The 21,155-nt window shown below is 66.9% G+C and carries 21 protein-coding genes; 14 read left to right on the top strand and 7 right to left on the bottom strand.

Features of this window, described 5'->3' with window-relative positions:
- Nucleotides 1–100: 100 nt before the first annotated feature.
- From BWQ93_RS12180 to BWQ93_RS12150, 8 genes are all read left to right on the top strand, one after another.
- The gene (locus BWQ93_RS12180; RefSeq protein ID WP_077030784.1) at nucleotides 101–1,987 is read left to right on the top strand and encodes an acyltransferase family protein; all 1,887 of its coding nucleotides are present in this window, start codon (nucleotides 101–103) and stop codon (nucleotides 1,985–1,987) included.
- Complete coding sequence (locus BWQ93_RS12175; protein ID WP_077030783.1) at nucleotides 1,984–3,363, top strand: L-serine ammonia-lyase; 1,380 nt, start codon at nucleotides 1,984–1,986, stop codon at nucleotides 3,361–3,363. Before BWQ93_RS12180 ends, BWQ93_RS12175 begins: the two co-directional genes overlap by 4 nt.
- A gap of 30 nt (nucleotides 3,364–3,393) precedes the next feature.
- Nucleotides 3,394–3,840 carry a hypothetical protein gene (locus BWQ93_RS20820; RefSeq protein ID WP_156878218.1) on the top strand — a complete coding sequence of 149 codons (447 nt, stop codon included), beginning with the start codon at nucleotides 3,394–3,396 and terminating at the stop codon, nucleotides 3,838–3,840.
- Nucleotides 3,841–4,014: 174 nt separating this feature from the next.
- Nucleotides 4,015–4,362, top strand: coding sequence for a hypothetical protein (locus tag BWQ93_RS21130; RefSeq protein WP_198040373.1), 348 nt, complete (start codon nucleotides 4,015–4,017; stop codon nucleotides 4,360–4,362).
- 28 nt (nucleotides 4,363–4,390) lie between these two features.
- Nucleotides 4,391–5,503 (top strand): S-(hydroxymethyl)glutathione dehydrogenase/class III alcohol dehydrogenase, encoded by a 1,113-nt coding sequence (locus tag BWQ93_RS12165; protein ID WP_077030781.1) that lies wholly within the window; start codon nucleotides 4,391–4,393, stop codon nucleotides 5,501–5,503.
- 7 nt (nucleotides 5,504–5,510) lie between these two features.
- On the top strand, nucleotides 5,511–6,371 hold the full coding sequence (purU, locus tag BWQ93_RS12160) for a formyltetrahydrofolate deformylase (protein WP_077030780.1): 861 nt from the start codon (nucleotides 5,511–5,513) through the stop codon (nucleotides 6,369–6,371).
- Between the two features lie 101 nt (nucleotides 6,372–6,472).
- Nucleotides 6,473–6,853 carry a VOC family protein gene (locus BWQ93_RS12155; RefSeq protein ID WP_077030779.1) on the top strand — a complete coding sequence of 127 codons (381 nt, stop codon included), beginning with the start codon at nucleotides 6,473–6,475 and terminating at the stop codon, nucleotides 6,851–6,853.
- 6 nt (nucleotides 6,854–6,859) lie between these two features.
- Complete coding sequence (locus BWQ93_RS12150) at nucleotides 6,860–7,360, top strand: prolyl-tRNA synthetase associated domain-containing protein (protein ID WP_335693510.1); 501 nt, start codon at nucleotides 6,860–6,862, stop codon at nucleotides 7,358–7,360.
- Here BWQ93_RS12150 and BWQ93_RS12145 read toward each other — a convergent pair.
- Nucleotides 7,357–8,490: a serine hydrolase domain-containing protein gene (locus BWQ93_RS12145; protein ID WP_232314601.1), complete on the bottom strand. Its 1,134-nt coding sequence runs from the start codon at nucleotides 8,488–8,490 to the stop codon at nucleotides 7,357–7,359. The genes BWQ93_RS12150 and BWQ93_RS12145 overlap by 4 nt on opposite strands.
- Before the next feature lie 68 nt (nucleotides 8,491–8,558).
- On the opposite strand from BWQ93_RS12145, the gene fghA reads away from it, so the two are divergent.
- Nucleotides 8,559–9,407 carry an S-formylglutathione hydrolase gene (gene fghA, locus BWQ93_RS12140; protein WP_077032367.1) on the top strand — a complete coding sequence of 283 codons (849 nt, stop codon included), beginning with the start codon at nucleotides 8,559–8,561 and terminating at the stop codon, nucleotides 9,405–9,407.
- A gap of 126 nt (nucleotides 9,408–9,533) precedes the next feature.
- Here fghA and BWQ93_RS12135 read toward each other — a convergent pair whose 3' ends face one another.
- The 5 genes from BWQ93_RS12135 to BWQ93_RS12115 form a co-directional block, all read right to left on the bottom strand.
- Nucleotides 9,534–10,511, bottom strand: a complete 978-nt coding sequence (locus BWQ93_RS12135; RefSeq protein WP_077030778.1) for a quinone oxidoreductase family protein — start codon at nucleotides 10,509–10,511, stop codon at nucleotides 9,534–9,536.
- 103 nt (nucleotides 10,512–10,614) lie between these two features.
- Nucleotides 10,615–12,462, bottom strand: coding sequence for a DEAD/DEAH box helicase (locus BWQ93_RS12130; RefSeq protein ID WP_077032366.1), 1,848 nt, complete (start codon nucleotides 12,460–12,462; stop codon nucleotides 10,615–10,617).
- A 66-nt stretch (nucleotides 12,463–12,528) separates the two neighbouring features.
- The gene (locus tag BWQ93_RS12125; protein WP_077030777.1) at nucleotides 12,529–13,692 is read right to left on the bottom strand and encodes an NAD(P)/FAD-dependent oxidoreductase; all 1,164 of its coding nucleotides are present in this window, start codon (nucleotides 13,690–13,692) and stop codon (nucleotides 12,529–12,531) included.
- 215 nt (nucleotides 13,693–13,907) lie between these two features.
- The gene (locus BWQ93_RS12120) at nucleotides 13,908–14,087 is read right to left on the bottom strand and encodes a hypothetical protein (protein ID WP_077030776.1); all 180 of its coding nucleotides are present in this window, start codon (nucleotides 14,085–14,087) and stop codon (nucleotides 13,908–13,910) included.
- Nucleotides 14,084–14,560, bottom strand: coding sequence for a GreA/GreB family elongation factor (locus tag BWQ93_RS12115; protein WP_077030775.1), 477 nt, complete (start codon nucleotides 14,558–14,560; stop codon nucleotides 14,084–14,086). Before BWQ93_RS12115 ends, BWQ93_RS12120 begins: the two co-directional genes overlap by 4 nt.
- Nucleotides 14,561–14,685: 125 nt before the next feature.
- On the opposite strand from BWQ93_RS12115, the gene BWQ93_RS12110 reads away from it, so the two are divergent.
- Both BWQ93_RS12110 and BWQ93_RS12105 read left to right on the top strand, forming a co-directional pair.
- Complete coding sequence (locus tag BWQ93_RS12110) at nucleotides 14,686–15,444, top strand: head GIN domain-containing protein (protein ID WP_077030774.1); 759 nt, start codon at nucleotides 14,686–14,688, stop codon at nucleotides 15,442–15,444.
- Nucleotides 15,445–15,487: 43 nt separating this feature from the next.
- Nucleotides 15,488–16,198, top strand: a complete 711-nt coding sequence (locus tag BWQ93_RS12105; protein WP_077030773.1) for a head GIN domain-containing protein — start codon at nucleotides 15,488–15,490, stop codon at nucleotides 16,196–16,198.
- A gap of 207 nt (nucleotides 16,199–16,405) precedes the next feature.
- Here the strand turns inward: BWQ93_RS12105 and BWQ93_RS12100 are convergent, their stop codons facing one another.
- Complete coding sequence (locus tag BWQ93_RS12100) at nucleotides 16,406–17,254, bottom strand: SDR family oxidoreductase (protein ID WP_077030772.1); 849 nt, start codon at nucleotides 17,252–17,254, stop codon at nucleotides 16,406–16,408.
- 388 nt (nucleotides 17,255–17,642) lie between these two features.
- On the opposite strand from BWQ93_RS12100, the gene BWQ93_RS12095 reads away from it, so the two are divergent.
- The 3 genes from BWQ93_RS12095 (at nucleotide 17,643) to BWQ93_RS12085 (ending at nucleotide 21,113) form a co-directional block, all read left to right on the top strand.
- Nucleotides 17,643–17,909, top strand: a complete 267-nt coding sequence (locus BWQ93_RS12095) for a hypothetical protein (RefSeq protein ID WP_077030771.1) — start codon at nucleotides 17,643–17,645, stop codon at nucleotides 17,907–17,909.
- A 112-nt stretch (nucleotides 17,910–18,021) separates the two neighbouring features.
- A complete protein-coding gene (gene secA / locus BWQ93_RS12090) occupies nucleotides 18,022–20,757 on the top strand; it encodes a preprotein translocase subunit SecA (protein ID WP_077030770.1) in 2,736 nt (911 codons plus the stop codon).
- Nucleotides 20,757–21,113 (top strand): winged helix-turn-helix domain-containing protein, encoded by a 357-nt coding sequence (locus BWQ93_RS12085; RefSeq protein ID WP_077030769.1) that lies wholly within the window; start codon nucleotides 20,757–20,759, stop codon nucleotides 21,111–21,113. Before secA ends, BWQ93_RS12085 begins: the two co-directional genes overlap by 1 nt.
- Nucleotides 21,114–21,155: the final 42 nt, after the last annotated feature.

Below are 21,155 nucleotides of genomic sequence, written 5' to 3'. Positions count from 1 at the left end.
CGTATATCCTTCCACCATCGAGGGGGAAGACTATGCGCCCCCTTTCCCAAAGGACCCCAAAGGGCTAGAGGGCATCCGCCGGCCAGCTTTTCGGGGGACCATGCAGTATCGCAACGACATCGCCGGACTGCGCGCGCTTGCCGTCCTGCCGATTCTGCTCGTCCACGCCGGGCTGACCGCCATCCCCGGCGGCTTCGTCGGCGTCGATATCTTCTTCGTCATCTCGGGCTATCTGATCAGCCGCATCATCCTGAAGGAGATGGAGGGCGGTCGCTTCACGCTGGCGGGTTTCTATCGCCGCCGCGCGCTGCGCATCCTGCCCGCGCTGCTCGTGATGCTCGTGGTGGTGCTCGCCGTCGGCTGGTGGCGCCTCTTCCCGCAGGACATGCGCGACCTGTCGTGGAGCACCGCGGCGACGGCGCTGTCGGGGTCGAACATCTGGTTCTGGCGCACGGTCAATTATTTCGGCGATGCCGAGCTCACGCCGTTGCTCCACACCTGGTCGTTGGGGGTCGAGGAGCAATTCTACATCTTCTATCCGCTGCTGCTGATCGCATTGCACCGCTGGCTGCCTCGGCGCATCGTGCCGGTGCTGTGGGTCATCGTCGCCGCATCGCTTGCCGCGGGTTTCGCGCTGATCGCGGTGAACAAGGCCGCCGCCGCCTTCTACCTGCTCCCTGCGCGCGCATGGGAGCTGGGGCTGGGCGCGCTCGTCGCGACCGGCGGTTTCCCGAAGCTCGGCGAGCGCACGAAGCCCGTGGCGGCGTGGCTCGGCCTCGCGCTGGTGATCGCCGGACTGTTCGTCATCACCGAGGAAAGCGCCTTTCCCGCGCCATGGGCGCTGCTGCCGTGCATCGGCACCGCGCTGCTGATCGCTTATGGCGAGAGCGGCGGCACCGCGCGGCTGCTGTCGCTTCCGCCGATGCGCTTCGTCGGCGACATCAGCTATTCGCTCTACCTCTGGCACTGGCCGGTGATGGCCTTCTGGCGCTTCGAGCGCGGGCTGACGCTCGATGCCGGCGAGATGGCGGCGACGATCGCGATCTCCTTCGTGCTGGCGGTGCTCAGCTACCGGCTGATCGAGCAGCCCTTCCTCCAGCGCGGCAAGGCGTGGGCGACCCCGCGCGTGCTGTGCGGGGCGGTGACGGCGATGGTGGCCGTGGCGGGCGCAGCCGCGTTGCTCGCGATGCAGGCAACCGCGACGCGGATCGCCGATCCGCGGGTGGCGAAGCTGCTCACCTATCTCGACTATGACGACAGCAAGGAAGCGAATTTCCAGTTCCGGCGCGGGGTGTGCATGGCCGACAGCGCGCGGCCGACCTTCGACCCTGCGGTCTGTGCGACGCGGCGGACCGACCGGCCGAACATCATGGTCATGGGCGACAGCCATGCGGGTCACATCGTCCAGGCGCTGGCCGAGCGGATGCCCGACATGAACGTCCTGCGGCTGACCGCATCGGGATGCGATCCGGTGTGGCCGGTCGCGGGCGATCGGCGTTGCACCGACGTCATGGCGATCGGGTTCGAGGGCCGCACCCTAGGCGAGGGGCCGATCGCGCGCGTGATCCTGTCCTCGCGCTGGCGCCCCGACCGGCTTCCGGGGCTGGTCCGCGCCATCGAACATTTCCGGGCCCAGGGCATCGCGGTGACCGTCCTCGGTCCCGCAGTCGAATATGACGAGCCGCTGCCGCGGCTGCTTGCGCGCCTCACCGCGCGCGGCGATGCCGATGTGGCGCGCGGCAGCCGGCGGCTGGACCTGCTCGTCACCGATCGCGCGATGCGCACGGGCGTGACCGCGGCGGGCGCGACCTATGTCTCGATGCAGGATATCGAGTGCCCGCAGGGGGTCTGCCCGCTCTTCGCGTCGGACGGCTCGCCCTTTCATTTCGACTATGGCCATTATACTTTGGGGGCGGCGCGCGACCTGGCGGTCCGGATACCCCTCGACGCGATCGGCGCACCGCTTGCCGGCATGCCCCAACCATGACCATCAGCCTGTTCGAATTGTTCAAGATCGGCGTCGGCCCGTCGAGTTCGCACACCGTCGGCCCGATGGTCGCGGCGCGGCGCTTTACCGTGTGGCTGGGCGATCAGGGGCTGCTGGCGAAGACCGCGCATGTCGAGGCCGACCTTTATGGCTCGCTCGCGCTGACGGGGAAGGGCCACGCCGCCGACACCGCGATCGTCGCGGGGCTCGCGGGGGAAATCCCCGCCAGCACCAGCCTTGCCGCGATCAAAGCGCATTGGGACCGGGCGGAGGGCGAGGGATTTCTCTACCTGCTCGGCCGCCAGCGCGTGCGATTCCAGCCCGCACGCGACCTGCATTTCCAGATGCGCCAGCGCCAGCCGTTTCACAGCAATGCACTGAGCTTCACCGCGCGCGATGCCGCGGGCGAAATTCTGGCGAAACGCATGTATTTCTCGATCGGCGGCGGCTTCGTCGTCGACGAGGACGAGGCGGGGCGCAACAGCCGCGGGGCGGAGGATGAGGTGGAACTGCCGTTCGCCTTCACCTCGGGGGCCGACCTGCTGAGCATGGGCGCGGCGTCGGGCAAGACCTTCGCCGAGATGATGCTCGAGAATGAGCTGGTCCACCGCAGCCTCGACGAAGTGAACGCCGGGCTCGATGCGATCGCCGGGGCGATGGACGCCTCGATCGATGCGGGCTGCTGCAGCACCGGCATTCTCCCCGGCGGGCTCAAGGTCAAGCGCCGCGCACCGCAGATCGCGACCGACATCCGCAACCGCCACGAAGCAAATCTGACCGATCCGCTCGCGATGATGGATTGGATCAACCTGTGGGCGATGGCGGTGAACGAGGAAAATGCCGCGGGCGGCAAGGTCGTCACCGCGCCCACCAACGGCGCGGCGGGGATCATCCCCGCAGTGATCCGCTTCTACCGCCGCGGTTATCGCGGCGATGATGCCGGGGTGCGCACCTTCCTGCTCGCCGCGGGCGCGGTCGGCGCGCTCTATAAACGCAACGCCAGCATCTCGGGCGCCGAGGTCGGCTGCCAGGGCGAAGTCGGCGTCGCCTGCTCGATGGCGGCGGCGGGGCTGACCGCGGCGCTCGGCGGCACCAACGCGCAGGTCGAGAATGCCGCCGAGATCGGCATGGAGCATAACCTCGGCCTCACTTGTGATCCCATCGGAGGCTTGGTCCAGATCCCGTGCATCGAGCGCAACGCGATGGGCGCGATCAAGGCGATCGACGCCAGCCGCATCGCGATGATCGGCGACGGCACGCATGTCGTCAGCCTCGACACGGTGATCGCGACGATGCTGCAAACCGGCCGGGACATGCGCGACAAATATAAGGAAACGTCGAAAGGCGGGCTGGCGGTCAGTGTGGTGGAGTGTTGAGCAACTTGGCTCATCGATATGGATAGCAGCATGATCGAAGCACGCCTCGTTGGCCGTCACATTTCTTCGTTTGCGGACGTGCTAGGGTTTACCGTCGTCGTGCCGGATCGTTTTCCTGAAGGCGATCCCGAATATGGCATGGATCGATATATCGAGTATCCTGACAGAGGCTTCACGATCTTGGTCAATTCCGCTGACGTTTGTAGTTGTGTCCAGTTTTTCGATGGTCGAAAAGAGCCGGATTACGAACAATATGCGGGAACGTTTCCCTACGGCCTCACTTTCGATAGCAGTCGCACCGACGTTCGAAGCGCGATGGGGGTGCCAGTGTATTGGCTGGAAGACGCTCGGTTTGATTTCCCTCCACCAATCTTGCCTTGGGATTGGTTTGCGCATGATGGCGTAAAAATCCATTTTGAGTATAGTGAGACGAAAGATCGTGTGGTCATGGTCTCGGTCATGCCCCTGCCAGAATAGGCGCCGACGTACGCTACGCCCCTCAATCCGTCGCAACGCCCTTGGCAATTCCTCGCGCAGTTTGTCGATCAGCACCGCACCTTCGGCAGCAAATGGCGGCGCTGCGGATAGGCCGCTCCGGATCACTTTCACCTGCTGGCGGAGCGGGTCGAGGAGCGAGTCGAGCGCGCCGCTTTGCAGGTGCGGCATCACGCGGAACCGGCACGCCGGAGCGCCCTTATCTTCGTCACCCTGAACTTGTTTCAGGGTCCATGGCCGGACCTGTCCTTAGGCGCAGCTTTTTTTGTTTCGCGCAAAGGCGCAAAGGCGCAAAGACACGAAGAGGAAGGTCTGGGCCGACGGATCCGTTTCCACGTCAACGGCGCGGCTGGTCGCGCGGTTAAAATGAAAACCCGCTTCGCGGCCGGCGCGACATCTTTGCGTCTTTGCGCGAAAAACAACTGGCGCCGCCTGGCCGGACAGCCTGGGCCATGGATGCTGAAACAAGCTCTCGCATCTTGCATTGCCGCGCGCTTTGCCTGATTGGGAGCGCCGAAAAGGAGACCCGCCCATGAAGACCCGTGCCGCCGTTGCGTTCGAGGCGAAAAAGCCGCTCGAACTCGTCGAACTCGACCTCGAGGGCCCGAAAGCGGGCGAGGTGCTGGTCGAGATCATGGCGACGGGCATCTGCCACACCGATGCGTACACGCTCGACGGCTTCGACAGCGAGGGTATCTTTCCGAGCGTGCTCGGCCATGAGGGCGCGGGGGTGGTGCGCGAGGTCGGCGCGGGCGTCACGAGCGTCAAACCCGGCGACCACGTCATCCCGCTCTACACCCCCGAATGCCGCCAGTGCAAAAGCTGCCTTTCGGGCAAGACCAACCTCTGCACCGCGATCCGCGCCACCCAAGGCAAGGGGCTGATGCCCGACGGCACGACGCGCTTTTCGTACAAGGGCCAGCCGATCTTCCACTATATGGGCTGCTCGACCTTCTCGAACTTCACCGTGCTGCCGGAGATTGCGGTCGCGAAGATCCGCGAGGACGCGCCGTTCCAGAGCGCGTGCTATATCGGTTGCGGGGTGACCACCGGCGTCGGCGCGGTGACCAACACGGCCAAGGTCCAGGTCGGCGACAATGTGGTGGTGTTCGGTTTGGGCGGGATCGGGCTCAACGTGCTCCAGGGCGCGCGGCTCGCAGGCGCCAACAAGATCATCGGCGTCGACATCAACCCAACCCGAGAGGAATGGGGCCGCAAGTTCGGCATGACCGACTTCCTCAATACCCGGGGCATGAGCCGCGAAGACACGGTCGCCGCGATCGTGCAGCTGACCGACGGCGGCGCCGATTATACCTTCGACGCCACGGGCAATACCGAAGTGATGCGCACCGCGCTCGAAGCCTGCCATCGCGGCTGGGGCACTTCGATCATCATCGGCGTCGCCGAGGCGGGCAAGGAGATCGCGACGCGGCCGTTCCAGCTGGTCACCGGGCGCAACTGGCGCGGCACCGCCTTCGGCGGCGCCAAGGGCCGCACCGACGTGCCGAAGATCGTCGACATGTATATGACCGGCAAGATCGAGATCGACCCCATGATCACCCACGTCATGGGGCTGGAAGAGATCAACAAGGGCTTCGACCTGATGCACGCGGGCGAGAGCATCCGCAGCGTGGTCGTGTTCTGACGCGGACGTGAGCGGCCCCTATGTCCTGACCTTCAGCTGCGGCGACGCGGTGGGCATCGTCGCGGCGGTGACGGGGCTGCTCGCCGACCACGACGGCTTCATCCTCGACAGCCAGCAATATGCCGACCTCGACACCGGGCGGTTCTTCATGCGCGTCGAGTTTCGCGGCGAAGGCCCGCGCTTTCCCGAGGGACTGGCGGGCGTGCAAGCGGCCTTCGCGCCGATCGTCACCCGCTTCGCAATGGACGCGCGGATCAGCGACCGCGCCGCGAAGCCGCGCTTCGTCATTGCGGTGTCGCAGGGCAGCCATTGCCTCAACGACCTGCTCCACCGCTGGTCGACCGGCAATCTCGCGATCGACATCGTCGGCGTGGTGTCGAACCACGAGGCGCAGCGGCGGCTCAGCGAATGGCACGGCGTGCCTTTCCATTACCTGCCGGTAGGCGACGCGAACCGCGCCGAACAGGAACAGGCGATCCTCGACGTCATGGCGCGCGGCGGCGCCGAATATCTGGTGCTCGCGCGCTATATGCAGATATTGTCGAGCGACCTGTCCGGACAGCTCGCGGGGCGCTGCATCAACATCCACCACAGCTTCCTGCCGGGCTTCAAGGGCGCCAAACCCTATCACCGCGCGCACGAGCGCGGGGTCAAGCTGATCGGCGCGACCGCGCATTTCGTCACCGGCGACCTCGACGAGGGGCCGATCATTGAGCAGGCGGTCGAGCGCGTCGACCACCGCGACGGCGTGGACGACCTGATCCGCATCGGCCGGGACGTCGAGGCACAGGTGCTCGCGCGCGCGGTGCGCTGGGTCGCCGAGCAGCGCGTGCTCATCGACGGGCACAAGACCGTGGTCTTCCGCTAATTCGTCATTTTCGGTGAACCGCCACCATCATCGTGGCTGGTCCCGGGCGGACGGGCAGGGTAGGTATCGAATCGCAACCAAAAACCGGAGGAGCAGAGGATATGTACAGTCACAATATGGTCGGATCGAACGACATCGAGGCGTCCAAGAAATTCTACGACGCGACCTTCGCGGCGCTCGGCGGCAAGCCCGCGATCGTCGACGATAAGGGCCGGCTGATTTACATGCACAACGGCGGGCTGTTCCTCGTCGGCAAGCCGATCGACGGCGAAGCCGCGACGGTCGGCAACGGCTGCACCATCGGTTTCGCGATGGAGGGGCCCGAGCAGGCGAAGGCGTGGCACGACGCCGGCGTCGCCAATGGCGGCACCTCGATCGAAGACCCGCCGGGCGTGCGCGAAGGCGGTTTTGGCCAGCTCTATCTCGCCTATCTGCGCGATCCGTCGGGCAACAAGCTCTGCGCGCTCCATCGCGTTGTGTGAGGAAAAATGATGCGGGGCGAAGCGGGATTGCTGGCGGATCTGGACGCGCTCGCCATCCCCTTCGCCTCTTATGAGCATGTCGCGGTGTTCACCGTCGCCGAGAGCGATCAGGTGAACGCCGCGATACCGGGCGCGCACAACAAGAACTTGTTCCTCAAGGACAATGGCGGCGCCTATTGGCTCGTCACCGTCCCGGGCGAGGCGCGCGTCGATCTGAAAGCGCTGCCCGCCGCGATCGGCAGCAAGCGCGTCAGCTTCGGCAAGGCCGAGGATTTGGAGCGGCTGCTCGGCATCGCGCCGGGCTCGGTGACCCCGCTCGCGGCGATCAACGCGCCGCCGGGGAGCATCACGGTGGTGATCGACGCGGGGTTGGCAGCGACGGAGACGGTCAACGTTCATCCGCTGCGCAACACCGGCACGCTGGGCCTCGCCGGCGCCGCGATCCTCGACCTGCTGCGCCACTGGGGGCATGCGCCGCTGGTGGCGGCGATCCCCGTGCAAGCCTAGCCCGCCGCCATCGCCATCCACATCGCGCCGATCAGCGTGAACGAACGCGGGTCGCCGGTCAGCCCGCTGTTCATCTTGTTCATCACATAGCTGAAGGTCGCGCGGGCATCCATGTCGATGATGATCAGCGAGCCGCCATAGCCGCCCCAATAGATGGTGTTGGGGTTGGGCAAAGGCACGAGTTCGCCCGGCAGGCCGAAGCCCATGCCGTAGCGGATCGGGATGCCGAGGATCAGGTCGGTGCCCGCGCTCTGCAGCTCGAGCGCCTTGCGGCACCCGGCTTCCGAGAGCAGCCGCTTGCCCTTGGCGACGCCGCCGTTCGCCAGCAGCGCGTGGATTTCGGCGACGCTGCGCGCGTTGCCGGTGCCGCCCGCCGCGGGGATTTCGGCGCCGCGCCAGGCGCGGGTGCGCGTCGCCGCGACATCGACGCCGGGGTTGGTGAAGGTCTTTCGCTGGACGTCGGTCGCGAAGTCGCTGATCGTCTCGGGCGGCGGGATCAGGTCTGCGACGCGGTGATCCTCCGACGCAGGCAGGCCGATGTGAAAGTCGGCGCCGAGCGGCTGGGCGATCTCCTCGCGGAACACGGTGCCGAGCGACTTGCCGGTAATCCGCCGCACCACCTCGCCCACCAGATAGCCCTGGGTGATCGCATGATAGCCCGGCGCGCTGCCCGGCGGCCACCAGGGCGCCTGCGCCGCGAGCAGCGCGGTGACCTTGTCCCAGTCGTAGAGGTCGCCATGCGCGATCGGCGCATCCCAGCCCGACAGGCCGGCGCTGTGGCTCATCAATTGCGCCACCGTGACCTCGGCTTTGCCGTTGGCGGCGAACTCGGGCCAGTATCGCGCGACGGGCGCCGCGAAATCGAGGTCACCGCGGTCGGCCACCAGCAGCGCGGTGAGCGCGGTCATCGTCTTGGTCGTCGAATAGACGTTGACGATCGTATCGGCCTGCCACGGCCGCGTCTTCGCTTCGTCGGCATGGCCGCCCCACAGGTCCACCACCGTCTCGCCATCGATCGTCGCGCAGAAGGACAGGCCGACGTCGGCGCCGCTGGCGAGGCTGGCGGCCATGCCGAGGCGGACGGCGGCGAAGCGGTCCTGACAGGTCCCGTGGATATTATTGCCGAACAAGCCGCCCTCCCCTTTGGATTCTGTGCGAGCATGGACTAGGCTTGCGAAAACACAAGCAGGACGAGACCATGCCCATCGAAACCCTCTCCACCGCCCGCAGCCACGGCGGCACGCAGGGCGTGTACAAGCACGCCAGCACCACGACCGGCACCGACATGACCTTTGCGGTCTTCGTGCCCGATCATGAAAAGGGCGCGCGGCTGCCCGTGCTCTGGTATCTGTCGGGGCTGACCTGCACCCACGCCAATGTGATGGAAAAAGGTGAGTATCGCGCCGCCTGCGCCGAACACGGCATCATCTTCATCGCGCCCGACACCTCGCCGCGCGGCGAAGGCGTGCCCGACGATCCCGAGGGCGCGTGGGACTTCGGGCTCGGCGCCGGCTTCTATGTCGATGCGACCGAGGAACCCTGGGCGAAACATTACCGCATGCGCTCGTACATCGAGGACGAATTGCCGTCGCTGGTGCTGCGCAACTTCCCCGCGGCCGACCTGTCGCGGCAGGCGATCACCGGCCATTCGATGGGCGGCCATGGTGCGCTTACCATTGGCCTGCGCAATCAGGACCGCTTCCGCTCGGTGTCGGCCTTCTCGCCGATTGTCGCGCCGTCGCAATGCCCATGGGGCGAAAAGGCGTTCGGGGGCTATCTCGGCGACAACCGCGAGGACTGGTACGCCTATGACGCGTGCATGCTGCTCGAACAGGGGCTCCGCGTGCCCGACCTGCTCGTCGACCAGGGCGAAGCCGATAATTTCCTGGCCGAGCAATTGAAGACCGACCTGCTGGTCGCCGCGTGCGAGCGCAATGGGCAGAAAGCCGAAATCCGGATGCAGCCGGGTTACGACCACAGCTATTATTTCATTTCGAGCTTCATGGCCGAGCATGTCGCGTGGCATGCGGAGAGGTTGAAGGCGTAATTGCACCCCTCCCGCAGGCGGGAGGGGTTGGGGGTGGGCAGCGACGCTGCAGTGGCCCACCCCGCTGCGACTAACGAGCAAGCTCGTAAGTCTCGCTCCCCCTCCCGCCTGCGGGAGGGGGAGGGACTAGGGAATCAGCACCGTCGATCCGGTCGTGCGCCCCGCCTGCAGGTCCGCATGCGCGCGCGCGGCATCCTGCAACCCGTAACGCTGCCCGATGCTGACCTTCACCGCGCCGCTCTCGATCATCTCGAACACCCGCGCCGCGCCCGCGGCGCGTTCGCCGGGGTGCAGGTAATAATCGAACAAGGTCGGGCGCGTCACGAATTGCGAGCCGTGCTGCGCGAGGATGCCGAGATTCACCCCGGTCACCGGCCCGCCGGCATTGCCGTAGCTGACGATCAGCCCGCGCCGCGCCGTGGCTTTGAGCGAAACCTCCCAAGTCGCCATGCCGATGCCGTCGAAGGTCACCGGCACGCCCTGGCCCTCGGTGAGGCTGCGGACATGCGCCGCGACATCGTCGCTCTTGTAGAGCAGCACATGGTCGGCGCCCGCTTCGCGCGCCGCCTCGGCCTTGGCCTCGGTGCTGACGGTGCCGATCACGGTCGCGCCCACGGCCTTCAGCCACTGCACCAGGATCAGTCCGACCCCGCCCGCGGCGGCGTGGACGAGCACGGGCCAGCCCGCCTCGACCTTGGCGCAGCGCTCGACGAGCATCTCGACGGTGCACGCCTTGAGCAGCGCCGCGGCGGCGGTTTCGTCATCGATGCCCGCGGGCAGCTTGAACAGCGAGGCGGCGGGGAGGATGCGGGCGCTCGAATAGGCGTTGCGGTCGGGGCCGAAGGTCGCGACGCGGTCGCCCGGCTGGAGGCCATGGACATGCTCGCCGACCGCGACGACCTCGCCCGCCGATTCGACGCCGAGGCCGCTCGGCAGCGGCACGGGATAGGTGCCGTCGCGGTGATAGGTGTCGAGATAGTTGAGCCCGATCGCGGTGTGACGCAGCAGCACCTCGCCGGGGCCGGGTGCGCCGAGCGTCACCTCGCGCCAGTCGATGACCTCGGGCCCGCCCTGGGTTTCGATGAAGGCCTGGACTGCTTGCATGACCCTGCTCCTGCTGTTCGCCCGGATTTGGGGCGTCGGCAGGAGGTGCGCAAGGGTCGATGCGGCAAAAGCCCCTCCCCGTCAGGGGAGAGGCGGAATGGCGTCAATATTTCCCGGTCTTGCGCGGCCCGCGCTGGCCAAAGGGCTTGGGCTTGTAGCGTTCGGTGGGGCCGCCCGGCGTGCTCGGGCCCCGCGGTCCGCGCGGGCCAGGGGCGCGGTCGCGGTCGCCGCCCGGACCGCGGCCCAGCGTCGCACGCGGCGGGCGGTCGCCCGATCCCTTTTCGCGGCGCGGCGGATAGGTCGGACCGTCGGGCGCCGGCGTGATCGCGACGCCGGCGTCGTCCTCGCCATCCTCGTTGGCGCTGCGCACCACGGCTTCGGCGAAGCGGTCTGCGATTGCGCGCGGGATGTTGAACATCGTCTCGCTCGGTCCGATGCGGATCGCGCCGATTTCCTGTTTGGTCACATGGCCGCGGCGGCAGAGCAGCGGCAGGATCCAGCGCGGGTCGGCGTTCTGGCGGCGGCCGATATTGAGCTTGAACCAGACGCTGTCGTCGAAGCCTTCGCGGCGTTCGCCGCTGCGTTCGGGGCGCTCGAACCGTTCGCCGCGCTCGGGACGACCGGCGCTGTCGCGGCCGCGCGCGCTGTTGTCGATCAGATCCTCGGGCACGGGCATCGATGCGCGGTGCGCGCGGACGAGCGAAGCGGCGATATCTTCGGGCGTGCGTTCGGCCATCAGCCGCTGCGCGAGTTCGATATCCTCGGGCTCATGCTCGACGGGCGCAAGCAGTTTCTCGATCAGCCGTTCCTGATCCTTCAGGCGGACGTCGGCGGCGGTCGGCGCGTCCATCCATTCGGCGTTGATCCGCGCGCCGCGCAGCATGCCGTCGACGCGGCGGTGGCGCGGATAGGGGACGATGAGGACCGCGGTGCCCTTCTTGCCCGCGCGGCCGGTGCGCCCCGAGCGGTGCTGGAGCGTTTCGGCGTCGCGCGGGATTTCGACATGGATCACCAGGCTGAGGCTGGGCAGGTCGATGCCGCGCGCGGCGACGTCGGTCGCGACGCAAACCTTGGCGCGGCGATCGCGCAGCGCCTGCAGCGCCGAATTGCGTTCGTTCTGGCTATGCTCGCCCGACAAAGCGACGGCGGCGAAACCGCGGTCGGTCAGGCTGGCGTGCAGGCGGCGGACATTGTCGCGTGTCGCGCAGAATAGCATCGCGGTCTCGGCGTCGTGGAGGCGCAGCAGGTTGATCACCGCGCCCTCGATGTCGGCGGGGGCGACGGTCACCGCCTGATAGCTGATATCGCCATGGCCGCGATCCTCGCCGACGGTCGAGATGCGCAGCGCATCGCGCTGGTAACGCTTGGCGAGCTGGGCGATCGGCTTGGGGATCGTCGCCGAAAACATCAAAGTGCGGCGCGTCTCGGGGGTCGCGTCGAGGATTTCCTCGAGGTCTTCGCGAAAGCCCATGTCGAGCATTTCGTCGGCCTCGTCCAGCACCGCGACGCGCAAAGCGGCAAGGTCGAGCGCGCCGCGTTCGAGGTGATCGCGCAGGCGGCCGGGGGTGCCGACGACGATCTGCACGCCTTGGCTCAGCGCGCGGCGTTCCTTGCTGGCGTCCATGCCGCCGACGCAGGTCGCGATGCGTGCGCCGGCCTTGGCATAGAGCCAGCTCAGTTCGCGGCTGACCTGCAGCGCTAGCTCGCGCGTCGGCGCGATGATGAGCGCGAGCGGTGAGGTGGCGAAGGGCAGGCGATCGCCCTCGATCAGTTGGTCGGCCATGGCGAGGCCGAAGGCGACGGTCTTGCCCGAGCCGGTCTGGGCAGAGACGAGCAGGTCGCGGCCCTTGGCCTCATCTTCGGTCACATGCGTCTGGACGGGGGTGAACGCTTCATAGCCGCGCGCGGTAAGGGCGTCCGAAAGGACGGGGGACAGATTTTCGAAAGTCATTATGATCTCAATAATATAGGCGGCCACCGGTGCGGTGGCGGGCCGACAGAAAGGGGCTCAATGGGCTTAAATCACCTGTCCGGCAGCGTTCCCGCTCGCCCAGGCCCATTGAAAATTATAGCCGCCTAACCACCCTGTGACATCTACGGCCTCGCCGACCGCATAGAGGTTTGCGACGCTTTTGGCCATCATTGTTTGCGAGGACAGTCCTGCGGTCGCGATTCCGCCGATGGTGACCTCGGCCTTGGCAAAGCCTTCGGTGCCGTTGGGGCGGAAGGTCCAGCGCTTGAGGCGCGCTTCGGCGTCGGCGAGTTTGCGGTCGGTCTGCGCCGCCAGTTCGCCCGGCAGCGCGAGCCGATCGGCGAGGGTCTGGGCGAGGCGGTCGGGGAGGGCCAGCACCGAGGCGAGTGTTGCGCGCGGACGGCTGCGCTTGGCCTCGGTCAGCCAGCCTGGCGCGGCATCTGGCAGGAAGTCGATCGTCACCGGCTCGCCATGGCGCCAGTAACTGCTGACCTGCAGGATCGCGGGACCCGAAAGCCCCTTGTGCGTGAAAAGCGCGGCCTCGCGGAAAGCGGCCTTGCCCGCGCGCGCCTCGACCGGGGCAGCGATGCCGGAGAGGTCGCGGAACAGCACATCGTCGCCGCCAAGCGTCAGCGGGACGAGCGCGGGGCGCGGCTCGACGACCTTCAGCCCGAACTGGCGCGCGAGGTCGTAGGCGAAGCCGGTGGCGCCCATCTTGGGGATCGAGGGACCGCCGGTCGCGATGACAAGGGCGGGAGCGGTAAAATCCTGATCGCCGAAGCGGACGGTGAAGCGCCCGTCGGCGTGCGACACCGCGCCGACCGGCTGGCCGACGCGGACATCGACCTGGCCCTTGGCGCATTCTTCGAGCAGCAGCGCGACGATCTGCTTTGCCGAACCGTCGCAGAACAGCTGGCCCAGCGTCTTTTCATGATAGGCGATGCCATAAGCGGCGACGAGCGCGATGAAATCGGCGGGCGTATAGCGCGCGAGCGCCGACTTCGCGAAATGCGGGTTCGCAGAGATATAGGCGTCGGGGCGTGTGTGGATGTTGGTGAAATTGCACCGGCCGCCGCCCGAGATGAGGATCTTCTTGCCCACCTGATCGGCATGGTCGAGCAGCAGCACGCGCCGGCCGCGCTGCCCCGCGACCGCGGCGCACATCAGCCCGGCCGCGCCCGCGCCCAGCACGATGGCATCGTAATTCATGAACCCCTTCCCCCTTGATGGGGGAAGGATACGAAGCCTTGCCGCGGAGCGGCTAGGCGAAGTTGGATGGGGGTGATGGCGCGCCCTTGCGCTGCCATGTCAGCAGGCCGCGAGCGCACCCCCACCGCTGCGACTGGACGACTATGTCGCCAAGTCTCGCTGCCTCCCCCATCGAGGGGGGAGGAAATGAGGGAACGAGGAGAACGCACTTTTCGTCAGTGCAGCTTGGCGATCGAGAGGCCATCGGCCTTGGCGCGGGTCTTCACCGATTCTTCGCTGCGCGTCAGCGCCTTGGCGATGGCTTTCAGCGCTATGCCCTTCTTGGCCAGCGTGTGCAGCTTGTCGATCTCTGCCGCGGTCCACGGCTGTTTGTGGCGCTCGAACTTGTCCTTCATGCCTGCGTCTCCGGGTCGGTCGCGGCGGCGAGGATGGTAATCGCATCCTCGCGGCCCTGATATTCCACTGCTTCGCCCACCTCGGCGCCCATCAGCGCGCGGGCGAGCGGCGCGGAGAAGGCGATCGTCCCCTGCGCCGGGTCGGCCTCGTCGTGGCCGACGATCGTCAGCGCGCGTTCGGCGCCGTTCAACGTGAAGGTCACGCGGCTGCCGATGCCGACAGTATCGGCGCCGGGCGCGGCCTGCACCTCGGCGGTCGACTGGCGCGTGTGGATATAGCGCTGGCGGCGTTGGAGCTTCTTGCGCGCCTCCTCGTCGGTCGCGTTCGCGATCGCCTCGGCCATCCGCGCACCCTCTTCACCGAGCAGCCGCAGCCCGCGCGGGGTGACCAGGTTCGGGCCGATCGGGATCGGCCATTCGAACGCGGGTTCCATATGCTCGTCGTCGCTTTCGCGGCGAAAGGCTACGCTCATCGTCTCTGCTTTCGGTGAGGGGGAAGGGCGTCTGTGGCGCGCGAAGGTGGCGACAAGATGGCAGGCCGGGGTGGACAGACGCGCTCGCCGTGTGTTATGCAAGCAATACACGAAGGAGATGGATTATGCGGAAATGGACGATCGCGGCGCTGCCGCTGGCTCTCGCGATGACGGTGACGGCGTGCGACGGCAAGGTCACCGTCGGCGACAAGGACGCCAAGGGCGAGACGCGCGCCGACGCGGGTCCGCCGACGACGCAGGATTTCGCGCTCACCGGCTTCTCCGCGGTCGAGGTCGCGGGCCCCGACGACGTCACCATCCGCCAGGGCGAAAAATTCTCGATCACCGCCAAGGGCCCGAAGGCCGAGATCGACGACCTCGAGATCAAGCTCGACGGCACGACGCTGTCGATCGGGCGCAAGCGCGAGGGTTTCAGCTTCTCGAGCCGCGACCATGATGGGGTCGAGATCGCGATCACCATGCCCAAACTCACCGGCGTGCGCCTGACCGGATCGGGCTCGGTCGACGCCGACACCGTCGACGGCGACGCGGTCGAGGCGGTGCTGACCGGCTCGGGCGACCTCAAGGTCGCGAAGATGACGGGCAGGAGCGCCAAGCTCACCGTCTCGGGCTCGGGCGATATCGAAGTCGTCGGCGGCACGATCGGCTCGGGCGACCTCAACGTCACCGGATCGGGCGATATCGACGCCGGCGGGCTGGTCGCGACGACGCTCGACGTGTCTGTGACCGGCTCGGGCAATGTCGCGGCGCAGGCGACGGGCAAGGCCGATATCGGCATTTTGGGATCGGGCGACGTCGACATCGGCGGCGGCGGTACCTGCTCGACCAAGACGATGGGATCGGGCACCGCGACCTGCAAATGACGCGGCGCTGGCGCCGCCCGACCGCGCGGGCTAGGGTGGCGCCATGACGTCGATTATCCGATGCGCGGTGCTGGGCGCCGCGATGCTCGCCGCCGCCGCACCCGCTGCGGCGGCCGAGAAACGCTATGGCCTGACCAGCTTCGAGGCGGTCGAGGTGACCGCCGACGTGATCGTCGAAATCGTCGCCAAAAGCCCGGTCAGCGCGGTCGCGACCGGCCCCGCCGACGCGCTCGACCGGCTGACCGTCGAGGCGCAGAACGGCAGACTGGTGATCGGCCAGCGCCAGTTCGCGGGCGACGACAAGCGCCGCACCCCGCTGGGCAGCGTGACCGTGCGGATCAACGCCGCGAATTTGCGGTCGGCGACGCTGGTCGGGGCCGGGTCGCTGCAGATCGACCAGCTCAAGGGCACGCGCGTGTCGATCGGGCTGCGTGGGCCGGGCCGACTGGTGGTCGGCGCGGTGACGACCGACCGGCTGGGGGTCGTGATGATCGGCAACGGCACGATGACGCTCGGCGGCACCGCCAAGGACGCGCAGATGACGCTGTCAGGCGCGGGCGCGGTCGACGCGGGCGCGCTGGCGGTCGATGCGCTGGTCAGCGACAGCGAAGGCGCGGGCGACCATCTCTTCCGCGCGGTGAGGAGCGCCGCGGTGACGACGCGCGGGCTGGGCAAGGTGGTGGTGCTGGGCAAGCCGGTGTGCACCGTGCGCAATGGCGGCAGCGGTTCGGTACAGTGCGGGCCGGGGAAGTAGCAGGCGACGGGTTTCGGGCGGGAGCTGGCGTTTGCAGGGTTATGCTCTCTCCCCTTGAGGGGAGAGATACGCAGGCTTGGCAGCCTGCTGCCTAGCCAGAGTTGAGAGGAGTTTCCGACCGCCAGAGGCGTCCAAGCACCCCTCTCCAAGCTTCGCTAGCTCCTGACGGAGCAAGCTGCGCTATCCTCTCCCATCGAGGGGAGAGGGCTAAACGTCCGCCCCCACCCCAACGCCGCCGTCGCCAGCCCGATCAATTCCCCCGGCGGCCCCCAGCGCATCGATCTTTTTCGACTGCCGCACGATCAGCCCCGGGAACCAGCGCGCGAGGCGCGACAGGCGCTTGGCCATTTTGCCGACGGTGACATGGACGCTCGCGCCGTGCACCGCGTCCCACGCCGCTTCGCCGACGCGCTCGACCGGCACGATCTCGAACCCGCTCGCCGACAGGCGGTTGCGCGCGGGTTCGTTGCTGTCGGCGCTGACTTGGTCGAGCAGGGGGGTGTCGATGAAGCCGGGCATCAGCGAGCGCACTTTGATGCCATGTTTGGCGAATTCGATCTCGAGCGCCTCGGTCAGCCCGCGCACCGCGAACTTCGTCGCCGAATAGACCGCGAGCCCGGCGACGCCGTAGAAGCCCGACGCCGATCCGGTGTTGAGTATCGTCGCTCCCGGCGTGGCCTTGAGCAGGGGCAGCGCCATATAGATGCCGTTGACGACGCCGCCGAAGTTGATCGCGATCAGCCGGTCGGCCTCCTCCGGGGCCATGTCCATATATTGTCCGCCAGACCCGATGCCGGCGTTGTTGAACAGCACGTCGAGTCGCCCGCCGCTGGCTTTGGCAAAGTCCGCGAGCGCGGCCTGCCATTGGTCGCGGTCGCGGACGTCCATGACATGGCGCGACGAGGCGCCCTCGGGCAGCAGCGCCGAGGTTTCGTCGATCCCCTGCGCGTTGACGTCGGCGATACCGACGAACCAGCCCTGGCCTGCGAAATGGCGCGCGGTCGCGCGGCCGATGCCCGATCCGCCGCCGGTGATGAAAATCGCCTTCCTGCTCATCCGGCCCTCTCCTTACATTTGTGTCAGTGACAGATGATGCGAAGCGGGTGGAGAGGTCAAGCCGAAAGGCGGCGATGGCGGTTTGGGGGGCACCATAATGATCCTCCCTGTCGCGAAGCGATGGGGAGTGGGACCATGCGAAGCATGGTGGAGGGGCGGCGAATTAGGCCGACGTTTCAGGCATCCGCCCCTCCACCACCCTGCGGGCGGTCCCCCTCCCCACGGCTTCGCCGCAGGGAGGATTAGGAACGAACGGAACCGCCCGTGCCCGCTCTTGCCTTCCCGCCAATACGCGCACCTCGGCTCTGGACGTGGCGCCGCTTTCACCCTATGTTCAGCATCCAACGTGCTATAGATCGCATGTTGAACGAAAAAGGGGCCTTTTTCTTTGCGTTTGTTGCTGACCCTGTTGGCTTTGCTCACCGGACTCGCCAGCGCGGATCGCGCGATGGCGGCGCCCGCGACGCCGGCCGCCATGGGGTCGCTGATGCTGCTCGCCGAGACGAGCGGGCAGGCCGAGACGACCGACGCCGAACGCCGCCCCGTCGCCACCGCGCCGACGCGCCGCACGGCCACGACGGGCCGCAAGCCGCGCAAGACCGCGCCGCCGCACCTGCCCGGTCTGCTCATCGGCAGCGACCGCGCGCTCGAATAGCGCCGGATTTCCGGGCGCCCCGCGCCTGAATCCCTGAATTCGCGGCGACGCTTCGTGCGCCGCCGTTTGGCCCAAATGGGTCTCTCCCGCTTCATATCCCAAGGAAATCTCTATGTTCGGCAGCATTGCCAAGAGCCTGTTCGGCTCGTCCAACGACCGTTACGTCCAGTCGATCCGCAAGATCGTCGACAAGATCAACGCCTTCGAACCCACGATGCAGGCGCTCGACAAAGCGGGGTTGCAGGCGCAGACGCCCAAGCTGCGCGCCCGCCTAGAAGCCGGCGAGACGCTCGACGATATCCTGCCCGAGGCGTTTGCGACGGTGCGCGAGGCGGCGGTCCGCACGCTCGGCATGCGCCATTTCGACGTCCAGCTGATCGGCGGCGTCGTGCTCCACCGCGGCGAGATCGCCGAAATGGCGACGGGCGAGGGCAAGACGCTGATGGCGACGCTGCCCTGCTACCTCAACGCGCTCGAGGGCAAGGGCGTGCACGTCGTGACGGTCAACGACTATCTCGCCAAGCGTGACGCCGAGTGGATGGGCACCATCTATAACTACCTCGGTTTGACCACCGGGGTGATCGTCCCGAACCTCAACGAGATGCAGCGCCGCGACGCCTATAACGCCGACATCACCTATGCGACGAACAACGAGCTCGGCTTCGATTACCTCCGCGACAATATGAAGTTCGACCGCCAGCAGATGGTCCACCGGGCGTTCAACTTCGGCATCGTCGACGAGGTCGATTCGATCCTGATCGACGAAGCGCGCACCCCGCTGATCATCTCGGGCCCGACCGACGACAAGTCGGACATGTATATCCGCGTCAACGAGGTCGTGCACCAGCTGGTCGAGGACGATTATGAGAAGGACGAGAAGTCAAAGTCGATCAGCCTGACCGAGGACGGCACCGAGCATGTCGAGCGGCTGCTCGAGGCCGCGGGCCTGCTCCAGGGCAGCAACCTCTACGACATCGAGAACACGCAGGTCGTGCATCACGTCAATCAGGCGCTCAAAGCCATCATCATGTTCAAGCTCGACACCGACTATATCGTCAAGGACGGCAAGGTCGTGATCATCGACGAGTTCACCGGCCGCATGATGGACGGGCGCCGCTGGTCCGACGGCCTGCACCAGGCGGTCGAGGCCAAGGAAGGCGTGCAGATCGAGCCCGAGAACCAGACGCTGGCGTCGATCACCTTCCAGAATTATTTCCGCATGTACCCGAAGCTTTCGGGCATGACCGGCACCGCGTCGACCGAGGCGGCCGAATTCTTCGACATCTACAAGATGAACTGCGTCACCATCCCGACCAACCGCCCGATCGCGAGGCTGGACGAGGAGGACGAATTCTACAAGAATATCACCGACAAGTTCGGCGCGATCGCCAAGACGATCCGCGAAGCCAATGAGCGCGGCCAGCCGGTGCTGGTCGGCACCGTGTCGATCGAAAAGTCGGAATTGCTGTCGTCCTTCCTCGAAAAGGAAGGCGTGCCGCACAGCGTCCTGAACGCGCGCTTCCACGAGAGCGAGGCGCATATCGTCGCGCAGGCGGGGCGCACCGGCGCGGTCACCATCGCAACCAATATGGCGGGCCGCGGCACCGACATCAAACTCGGCGGCAACGAGGAGTTTCGCATCGAGGACGAGCTCAAGGATCTTCCCGAAGGGCCCGAGCGCGAAGCCGCGGTCGAACGGATCAAGGCCGAAGTCGCCGCCGAGCGCGAGGCGGTCAAGGCCGCGGGCGGGCTGTTCGTTCTCGCGACCGAGCGCCACGAAAGCCGCCGCATCGACAATCAGCTGCGCGGCCGCTCGGGGCGCCAGGGCGACCCCGGCCTGTCGAAATTCTACCTTTGCCTCGACGACGACCTGCTGCGCATCTTCGGCCCCGACACGCTCTTCTCCAAGATGATGAACAAGAATCTGGAGGACGGCGAGGCGATCGGGTCGAAATGGCTGTCGAAGGCGATCGAGACCGCGCAGAAAAAGGTCGAGGCGCGCAACTACGACATCCGCAAGCAGGTCGTCGAGTATGACAACGTCATGAACGACCAGCGCAAGGTGATCTACGAGCAGCGCGGCGAGATCATCGACAGCGAGACCGTCGACGAGGTGATGTATGCGATGCGCGCCGAGACGGTGAACGCGATCGTCGCCGACGCCTGCCCGCCGGGCAGCTATCCCGAACAGTGGGACGTCGAGGGGATGAAGGCGCGCGTCGCGAACATTCTCGACCTCGACCTGCCGATCGACGACTGGATGCAGGAGGACGCGGTCGACCCCGAAGTGTTCGAGGAGCGCATCCAGGAACGCGCCGATGCGGTCGCTGCCGAAAAGGCGGCGCAGGTCGACGGCGACACGTGGAAGAGCATCGAGAAATCGGTGCTGCTCCAGACGCTCGACCATCATTGGAAGGAGCATCTCTCGACCCTCGACGCGCTGCGCCAGGTCGTGTTCCTGCGCGCCTATGCGCAAAAGCAGCCGATCAACGAATATAAGCAGGAGGCGTTCGGCCTGTTCGAGCGCATGCTGTCGAACATCCGCGAGGACGTGACGCGCACCGTAGCACGGCTCGACCTGCGCTTCGAAGAACCCGAGCCGATGCCGCTCCCCGACCTACCCGACTTTCTGACGACGCACATCGACCCGTTCACCGGCGACGACAACAGCGCCGACATCGACGGCGGGTCGCTGGGGGTGATCGCCAACACGCTGCCGCCGATGCAGATCCCGCGGCCCGACCTGCCGCAGGGCGAAAATCCCTATGCCGAGCTGGAGATCAGCCGCAACGCGCCGTGCCCGTGCGGGTCGGGGCGCAAGTACAAGCACTGCCACGGCGCGCTGTGATGGCGGACGCCGGCCGGATCGCGCTCAGGCTGCGAATCCGGCGCGGCGACGCCATCGCAATGGGGCCGGGCAAGGCGGCGCTGCTCGAAGCGATCGACGCGCACGGCTCGATCTCGGCCGCGGCGCGGTCGATCGGCATGAGCTACCGCCGCGCGTGGCTGCTGGTCGAGGAGATGAATAGCTGCTTCGCTGCATCGCTCGTCGAGACGCGGCCGGGCGCGGGCGCGATGCTGAGCGATGCGGCGCGGACGGTGCTGGCGGCGTATCGCGCGGCGGAAGTTGCGGCGGAGGAAGCGGCGGTGCGGGTGTTGGGCCCGGTGGTGGCGGGGTTGAAGCCTCGTGGGGTCGGGCGTTAGCTGCCGTTGGCAGGGTTATGCTCTCTCCCCTTGAGGGGAGAG

The organism is Sphingopyxis sp. QXT-31 (assembly GCF_001984035.1).
GTDB lineage: Bacteria > Pseudomonadota > Alphaproteobacteria > Sphingomonadales > Sphingomonadaceae > Sphingopyxis.
Note: the sequence above shows the minus strand (reverse complement) of the source record. Positions and strands in the feature narration are given on the sequence as shown.

Bases quoted from the DNA above. Each gene is read 5' to 3' on its own strand.
- BWQ93_RS12175 (WP_077030783.1), top strand. From the start codon at position 1,984: ATGACCATCAGCCTGTTCGAATTGTTCAAGATCGGCGTCGGCCCGTCG.
- secA (WP_077030770.1), top strand. From the start codon at position 18,022: ATGTTCGGCAGCATTGCCAAGAGCCTGTTCGGCTCGTCCAACGACCGT.
- BWQ93_RS12150 (WP_335693510.1), top strand. From the start codon at position 6,860: ATGATGCGGGGCGAAGCGGGATTGCTGGCGGATCTGGACGCGCTCGCC.
- BWQ93_RS12100 (WP_077030772.1), bottom strand. From the start codon at position 17,254: ATGAGCAGGAAGGCGATTTTCATCACCGGCGGCGGATCGGGCATCGGC.
- BWQ93_RS12105 (WP_077030773.1), top strand. From the start codon at position 15,488: ATGACGTCGATTATCCGATGCGCGGTGCTGGGCGCCGCGATGCTCGCC.
- BWQ93_RS12155 (WP_077030779.1), top strand. From the start codon at position 6,473: ATGTACAGTCACAATATGGTCGGATCGAACGACATCGAGGCGTCCAAG.
- BWQ93_RS12120 (WP_077030776.1), bottom strand. From the start codon at position 14,087: ATGAAGGACAAGTTCGAGCGCCACAAACAGCCGTGGACCGCGGCAGAG.
- fghA (WP_077032367.1), top strand. From the start codon at position 8,559: ATGCCCATCGAAACCCTCTCCACCGCCCGCAGCCACGGCGGCACGCAG.
- BWQ93_RS12085 (WP_077030769.1), top strand. From the start codon at position 20,757: ATGGCGGACGCCGGCCGGATCGCGCTCAGGCTGCGAATCCGGCGCGGC.
- BWQ93_RS12135 (WP_077030778.1), bottom strand. From the start codon at position 10,511: ATGCAAGCAGTCCAGGCCTTCATCGAAACCCAGGGCGGGCCCGAGGTC.
- BWQ93_RS12125 (WP_077030777.1), bottom strand. From the start codon at position 13,692: ATGAATTACGATGCCATCGTGCTGGGCGCGGGCGCGGCCGGGCTGATG.
- BWQ93_RS20820 (WP_156878218.1), top strand. From the start codon at position 3,394: ATGATCGAAGCACGCCTCGTTGGCCGTCACATTTCTTCGTTTGCGGAC.
- BWQ93_RS12165 (WP_077030781.1), top strand. From the start codon at position 4,391: ATGAAGACCCGTGCCGCCGTTGCGTTCGAGGCGAAAAAGCCGCTCGAA.
- BWQ93_RS12180 (WP_077030784.1), top strand. From the start codon at position 101: ATGCAGTATCGCAACGACATCGCCGGACTGCGCGCGCTTGCCGTCCTG.
- BWQ93_RS12110 (WP_077030774.1), top strand. From the start codon at position 14,686: ATGCGGAAATGGACGATCGCGGCGCTGCCGCTGGCTCTCGCGATGACG.
- BWQ93_RS12115 (WP_077030775.1), bottom strand. From the start codon at position 14,560: ATGAGCGTAGCCTTTCGCCGCGAAAGCGACGACGAGCATATGGAACCC.
- BWQ93_RS12130 (WP_077032366.1), bottom strand. From the start codon at position 12,462: ATGACTTTCGAAAATCTGTCCCCCGTCCTTTCGGACGCCCTTACCGCG.